Source organism: Actinomadura sp. CNU-125 (genome assembly GCF_001942465.1).
Taxonomy (GTDB): Bacteria; Actinomycetota; Actinomycetes; order Streptosporangiales; family Streptosporangiaceae; genus Spirillospora.
On record NZ_MKJY01000286.1, the window covers coordinates 1 to 6,593 of the forward strand.

The 6,593-nt window shown below is 73.3% G+C and carries 8 protein-coding genes and 1 pseudogene; 4 read left to right on the plus strand and 5 right to left on the minus strand.

Annotated features, from left to right (window positions below; genetic code table 11):
• Positions 1-401: pseudogene (locus BJF79_RS28850) on the plus strand (glycosyl transferase); the annotation flags it as partial.
• Between the two features lie 64 nt (positions 402-465).
• Here the strand turns inward: BJF79_RS28850 and BJF79_RS28855 are convergent.
• The 5 genes from BJF79_RS28855 to BJF79_RS28870 all read right to left on the minus strand — a co-directional run bounded on the left by BJF79_RS28855 (position 466) and on the right by BJF79_RS28870 (position 4,426).
• Positions 466-1,269, minus strand: a complete 804-nt coding sequence (locus BJF79_RS28855) for an alpha/beta fold hydrolase (protein WP_075902075.1) — start codon at positions 1,267-1,269, stop codon at positions 466-468.
• Between the two features lie 76 nt (positions 1,270-1,345).
• Positions 1,346-1,660 carry an ABC transporter permease gene (locus tag BJF79_RS65875; RefSeq protein ID WP_316043464.1) on the minus strand — a complete coding sequence of 105 codons (315 nt, stop codon included), beginning with the start codon at positions 1,658-1,660 and terminating at the stop codon, positions 1,346-1,348.
• A gap of 263 nt (positions 1,661-1,923) precedes the next feature.
• Positions 1,924-2,544, minus strand: coding sequence for an ABC transporter permease (locus BJF79_RS65880; protein WP_316043463.1), 621 nt, complete (start codon positions 2,542-2,544; stop codon positions 1,924-1,926).
• Positions 2,541-3,305: an ABC transporter ATP-binding protein gene (locus BJF79_RS28865; protein ID WP_083734078.1), complete on the minus strand. Its 765-nt coding sequence runs from the start codon at positions 3,303-3,305 to the stop codon at positions 2,541-2,543. The genes BJF79_RS65880 and BJF79_RS28865 overlap by 4 nt, the downstream gene beginning before the upstream one ends.
• Positions 3,302-4,426 (minus strand): hypothetical protein, encoded by a 1,125-nt coding sequence (locus tag BJF79_RS28870; RefSeq protein WP_262402717.1) that lies wholly within the window; start codon positions 4,424-4,426, stop codon positions 3,302-3,304. Before BJF79_RS28870 ends, BJF79_RS28865 begins: the two co-directional genes overlap by 4 nt.
• Positions 4,427-4,853: 427 nt before the next feature.
• Here BJF79_RS28870 and BJF79_RS28875 point away from each other — a divergent pair, with 427 nt between their 5' ends.
• The 3 genes from BJF79_RS28875 to BJF79_RS28885 all read left to right on the plus strand — a co-directional run.
• Entirely contained in the window at positions 4,854-5,507 is a 654-nt protein-coding gene (locus BJF79_RS28875) for a response regulator transcription factor (RefSeq protein WP_075902083.1), read from the plus strand.
• 9 nt (positions 5,508-5,516) lie between these two features.
• Positions 5,517-6,362, plus strand: a complete 846-nt coding sequence (locus BJF79_RS28880; protein ID WP_075902079.1) for a sensor histidine kinase — start codon at positions 5,517-5,519, stop codon at positions 6,360-6,362.
• Positions 6,359-6,593: sensor histidine kinase (locus tag BJF79_RS28885; protein ID WP_143220286.1), on the plus strand; the 235-nt coding region annotated here is incomplete at its 3' end. The genes BJF79_RS28880 and BJF79_RS28885, both read left to right, overlap by 4 nt.

Below are 6,593 nucleotides of genomic sequence, written 5' to 3' on the forward strand. Positions count from 1 at the left end.
TCCCGGGGGCGGGCGCGGCGGCGGCCCGGGCGGGCTGCTGGACGCCGCGATGCCCGGCGGCCGAGGTCGTCGCGGCCCTCACGGCCGACGCCGCCTCCTACACGTGGGTCGCGGCGGCGGTCGGGTCCAACACCGCCGCCGGTCACCAGCTGGCGACCGGCGAGCCGGTCATGGCGATCGGCGGGTTCAACGGCACCGACCCTGCCCCGACCCTCGCGGAGTTCCAGGAGCTCGTCCGCCAGGGGAAGATCCACTACTTCGTCGGCGGCGGCGGGTTCGGCGGGATGCGCGGCGGCGCGAGCGGCAGCGACGCCGCGCAGGAGATCAGCGAGTGGGTAGCCGCCAACTACAGCGCGACCGAGATCGGAGGCACCACCCTCTACGACCTGACCGCGGGCTGACAGCGAAACACCGGTGTGCGCGCCCGACGGGGGGAAGGGCGCGCACACCGGCGGCCGGGGGCGGTCAGCGGGGGCCGAAGAACTCGATGATCGCGGCGTTGACCGCCACGGGGTCCTCCAGGTGACCGTGGTGCCCGCAGCCGGGAATCTCCCGGTAGGAGCCGCGCGGGATGCGGTCGGCGACCTCGCGGCCCAGGTGCGGGGGCGTCACCAGGTCGTCGGTGAACCCGAGGACCAGGCACTCGGCGTCGATGCGACGGTAGTCGTCCAGCCGGTCCGGCAGGTGGTCGACCGCGAGCTGCGAACGGCTGAGGGACGCGCTGAGCGGGGACAGCTCGAACAGGTCCAGCCAGTCGCGGACGGCGTGCTCGTCGCGCAGGGTGCGGCGGGAGAACCCGCGCAGCACCTGGAACACCGCCTCGTAGCGCGGGGGCAGCTTGGTCCCGGAGTCGAACAGTTCCAGCTCGGCGTCGGCGACCGCGCCGCTCAGCGCGTCGGTGCGTCCGCGGGTGGCCATCAGCACCGCCTGCGCGACGAGGTCGGGACGGGCGAGCGCGAGCTCCTGCGCGATGATCGCCCCCATCGACGCGCCGACGATCCGGCACGGCGCGGCGCCGAGGTGCTCGACGAGCCCGGCGACGTCGGCGACCATGTCCGCGAGGGTGAAGCCGTCCGCGCAGACGTCCGACGGCGGGACGCCCCGGTTGTCCAGTGTGATCGCCCGGAACCCGGCCCGGTTGAGGGCGGGCACCTGGTGGGCGCGCCAGACCCGGCCGAGGGCCCCGGTGCCCGCGATGAGCACCACCGGGTCGCCCGTCCCGTGTTCCTCGTAGCTGAGGTGGATACCGTTCACGACGCTGATCGGCATTGGCCGTCCCTTCGCCTCGCGCGGGGTGCGCGGCGGATTTCGCTGAGAACGAGATGCGGGGTCGCGGGCGGCCGGGTCATGAGGTGCGCAGCGCCTCGGTGGGCTGCATCCGGGCGGCGCGGATCGCGGGGAGCAGCCCGGCGATCGCGCCGATCGCGACCGCAGCGCCGACACCGCCCGCCCACGCCTCGGGTGGCAGCACCACCGCCCATCCCTTGATGGACGCGTAGACGGCCGTGGCCATGACCCCGCAGAACACGCCCACGGCACCGCCGATCCCGGCGAGCAGCACCGCCTCCGAGAAGAACTGGACGCGGATGTGGCCGCGGGTGGCGCCGAGGGCCCGGCGCAGCCCGATCTCGGATCTGCGTTCCAGCACCGAGATGATCATGGTGTTGGCGACGCCGACGCCGCCGACCAGCAGCGCGACCGCGCCGAGGCCGAGGAACAGCCCGTTCAGCGCCGACTCGGCGGCGGCGCGGGCGACGAGCGCGTCGGACGGGTTGCTGACCGTGACGTCCCCGGGGCTGACCGGGTTGACGGTGCGGGCGAGCACGGAATGGACCGCGTTCACCTGCTCGGTGTCGGAGCGGACGTAGATGGTGGTGGGGTGCCCGTCGTGGCGGAGGAACTTCTGGGCGGCCGGGTAGCCGATCAGGACGGACGCGTCGATCTCCGGGGCGAGGTCGGCCTTGGCGAGGATCCCGGCGACGTAGAACCACTGCTCGCCGAGCCAGATCCGCTGCCCGGGGCGGATCCGGTCGAAGCCGAGCCGCCGGGCGGCGTCGTAGCCGAGCACCGCGGTCGGCTGCGTCGCGGTGGCTCGTTGAGGAACACGCCCTCGGCGACGCGGGTGCGGACGGTCTCGGGCAGGTCGAGGCTCGTCGCCTGGACGGTGAGCCCGTTGGAGTTGATCTCCGGGACGAGCGGGCTGCGGTACACCTTCGCGTCGGTCTTGCCGGTCGTCTGCACCCGCTGGACGGGCCCGATCCGGGCGACCATCTCGGGCGACGTCATGGGCAGCTTCACCTCGTTGCCCTCGATGTCGACGCCGGGGCTGACCGTCAGCATGTTGGTGCCGAGCCGGTCGATCTCGGCGAGCAGCCCGGCCTGCGACGAGGCGGACAGGCCGAGGACGGCGACGATGGACGCGACGCCGATCGCGATGCCGAGCGCGGACAGGCCGGCGCGCAGCCGCCGGGTGCGCAGCCCGACGCTGGCGGTGCGCGCCAGGTCGGCGGGCGCCAGCCGACCGGGTGTGGTGGTCGTGGTCATGGCCGCCGCGCCTCCCCCGGTGCCCCGCTGTCGGCGACGATCTTGCCGTCCAGCACCTCGATCCGGCGGGGCAGCCGCGCGGCCATCTCCCGGTCGTGGGTGATCACCATGATGGTGGCGCCCTGCCGGTGCAGGTCGGTCAGCAACGACAGGATCGCGGCGCCGTTGACGCTGTCGAGGTTGCCGGTGGGCTCGTCGGCGAGGACGATCGCGGGGTTGCCGATGAGCGCGCGGGCGATGGCGACGCGCTGCCGCTCGCCGCCCGACATCTTGGACGGCAGGAACCCGGCGCGGTGCGCCAGCCCGACCCGGTCGAGGGCCTCCGCGGCGGCCTTGCGGCGCGCCGCGCGGCCGACGCCCGCGTACAGGAGCCCGTCGGCGACGTTCTCCAGCGCGGTGGTGTGGTCGGCGAGGAAGAACTGCTGGAACACGAACCCGATCTGGGTGGCGCGCAGCGCCGCGAGGTCGCGGTCGCTCATCCGGGCGACGTCGGTGCCGGTGATGCGCATGACGCCGGACGTGGGGCGGTCGAGCGTCCCCATCACGTTCAGCAGCGTGGACTTGCCGGACCCGGACGGGCCGACGATCGCGACGAGCTCGCCGCGGTTCACGGTGAAGCTGACCCCGGCGAGCGCCGCGACGGGCGACGCGCCCGGGTACAGGCGGGTGACGGCGTCGAGTTCGAGGACGGGCGTCTCGCCGCCCGAGCGGGGTCCGGTCAGGAGCGCGGTGTCGCCCGCGCCGGCGTGCGGCCCGCTCATGACGCCGGCACCACGACGCGCTGGCCGGCCTTGAGGCCCTGCCCGGTGATCTCGACGGTCCCGCTGTTCTGGTCGAACATGCCGAGCTCCACCTGGACGAGCTGCCGGGTGCCGTCCGCCGCGACGATCTCGACGCCGTAGCCGCCGTCGAGCAGCGCCAGCAGCGCGGTCACCGGGACGTACAGGACGCCGTCGGCGCTGTCGGTGACGATCGACACCTGCACCGGCGCCCGGTCCAGGCTGCCGGTGGCCTCGGGGTCGTCCGGCCGGATGCCCACCTTGATCTTCGCGCCGCCCTCCTCGTCGTCGTCGGAGGTGGCGACCTTGCCGACCGAGACGACCTCGCCGCCGGTCGTCTTCAGGTTCGGCAGCGTGATCGTGACCTTGTCGCCCTCCTTGACCTGCGACTGGTAGGCGGCGTCGAGCTCCACCGAGACGTGCCGGCGCAGCGAGCTGGCCTCCAGCACGGCGGTGCCGCCGCCGCCCGAGGCGACGTTCAGCTTCGTGACCCGGACCTCGTCGGCGGGAAGGTAGACGACCTCGCTCTTGGACATCTTCCCGTCCTCCTTCAGGCCCCGGTCGTCCTCCAGCCGCAGCATGGCGAGGTAGGTGGCGTAGCCGAAGTACTTGGAGTCGGCGTCGAGGCCGCTGCCGTATCCGAGGGAGACGAGCGCGGAGTTCAGCTGCCGCACGTCCCGGCCCTGGTCGCCCCACTCCAGGTCGCGGTAGACGGGGATGGAGCCCTTCAGGAACACGACGGGCTTGGTGTCCACCCGGTACAGGGTTTTGCCCGCCTTGTAGACCTTGCCGGTGCCGGGCAGGTCGGTGAAGACGCCGCTCGCCTGGTTCACGGCCTCGTAGCCGCCCGCGTAGGTCAGCGTGCCGCTGACCGAGATGCGGGCGGAGACCTGGCCCTGCTTGATGGTCGCGCTGCCGGTGGGCGCCGCGTTGCGGGTGCTCGCGGGGGCCTCGTCGCCGAACGGGTCGACGAGGACGACGGCGACGACGGCACCGGCGACGCCGAGCACCAGGACCGACAGCAGCGTGCGGCGCCGGCGGCGCTTGCGCGGGGTGCCCGGGCCTTCCGCGGCCTCTTCGCTGGGCACGGTTTCGGACGTCACGCTCATGCCTCCTCCCCGTCGCGGGCCGGGCCGCTGCGAACGGCGGCGCGGCCGGAGCGGTCCGGCCAGGTTCGATATTCGGTGCCGCGCATTGCTTCTCCTTCGGCGGATGCCTTTTCCGTTGTCAATGTGGTTCTACTCGGGCGGCGGTTTCGGGACGGTATCGGCGGCCGCGCAATTTCTCCGGACTTCGCGCGTTCGGGAGGCGGCGGCTGCGGGCGCGACGGGAATCCGATCGGGCGGCGCGGCGATATGACCGATTTCGCCTGGACGACCTCGGCCGCGGTCTCCGGTCGGGCGGGTGATCGAAACCTCGCCGAAACCGGCCCTCGGTTAGCATGGCGATTCGCGCGCGTGCGGGCGCGCGCGTCCGGCGCGGACCGTCCGGGCGTCCAGGCACAATGATCTTTCCGGGGGTGGCGTGACGGTGCGGATCCTGGTCATCGAGGACGACGCGGAAATGGCCGAGACGGTCGCGGTCGGGCTGCGCCGGGCGCGGATGGCCGTCGACGTCGCGCTCGACGGGTCGTCCGGGCTGGAACGCGCGATGGTCAACGACTACGACGTCATCGTGCTCGACCGGGACCTGCCCGGCGTGCACGGCGACGACGTCTGCGCGCATCTGGTGTCGGCGGGCCGCGGCAGCCGGGTGCTGATGCTCACCGCGGCGGCCACCAGCGACGACCTGGTCGACGGGCTCAACCTGGGCGCGGACGACTACCTGCCGAAACCGTTCGACTTCCCGGTCCTGATGGCGCGGATCGGCGCGCTGGCGCGGCGGGCGCACCCGGCGGTGCCGCCGGTGCTGCGGCACGGCGACATCGAGCTGGACGTGGCGCAGCGGCGGGCGCGGCGGGACGGCCGCACGCTCGACCTCGCCCCGAAGGAGTTCGGCGTGCTGGAACTGCTGCTCGCCGCGAATGGCCGGGCGGTGTCCGCGGAGGAACTGCTGGAGAAGGTCTGGGACGAGTCCGCCGACCCGTTCACCAAAACGGTCAAGGTGACGATCAGCCGGCTGCGCGCCAAGCTCGGCGATCCGCCGGTCATCGAAACCGTCGCCAAATCCGGCTACCGGATCTGAGGGGCGGCCATGCGCGCCCGAATCCCCGGCAACACCGTCCGGCTCCGGCTCACGCTGCTCTACGGCGGCCTTTTCCTGTTGTCCGGTGCGGTCACCCTCGGCATCACATTCTTTCTGGTGGACCGCGCCACCCAGGGCGTGTACTTCTACCAGGGCGAGGACGGCATCACGACGTCGATCAAGGAAATGCGGGACCCGCCGCGGAAACAGGGCCCGGCGCAGCGGGACGACAGCGACGCGGGCGGCCGGGGGCTGACGCCGCCGAACGAGATCGACGACGGGCAGATCGCCGCGCTGGCCCGGCACCAGAAGCAGGAGCAGCGGCGGACGCAGCTGGTCCAGTCGGGCATCGCGCTGGGGATCATGTCGCTGGCGTCGATCGGGCTGGGCTGGGTCGTCGCGGGCCGGATCCTGCGGCGGCTGCGCGTCATCACGGCGGCGACCCGCGAGATATCGGCCACGAACCTGCACGAGCGGCTGGCGCTGCCGGGGCCCACCGACGAGCTGAAGGACCTCGGCGACACCATCGACGAGCTGCTCGCCCGGCTGGAGGGGGCGTTCGAGGCGCAGCGCCGGTTCGTCGCCAACGCGTCGCACGAGCTGCGCACCCCGATGGCGCGGCAGCGGACGCTGTCGCAGGTGGCGCTGGCCGACCCCGACGCGACGGTGGAGTCGCTGCGGGACGCCCACCTGCGGGTCATCGCCGCGGGCCGGGACCAGGAGCGGCTGGTCGCCGCGCTGCTCACGCTGGCACGCGGGCAGGCCGGCATCGAGCGCCGGGTGCCGGTCGATCTCGGCCCGCTGACCGAGCAGATCGTCCGGTCCCGCGCGCGGAGGCCGCGGACCGGGGCGTGACGCTGGACGCCTCGCTCGGCACGGCGGTCGCCGCGGGCGACGCGGGCCTCGCCGAACGCCTGGTGACCAACCTCGTCGACAACGCGATCCGGCACAACGTCCCGGACGGCCGGGTGTCGGTCACCACCGGGACGGTCGGGGGCCGCCCCGTCCTGACCGTGGAGAACACCGGTCCGGTCGTCCCGCCGGACGCGCTGGAGCGGCTGTTCATGCCGTTCCAGCGGCTCGGCA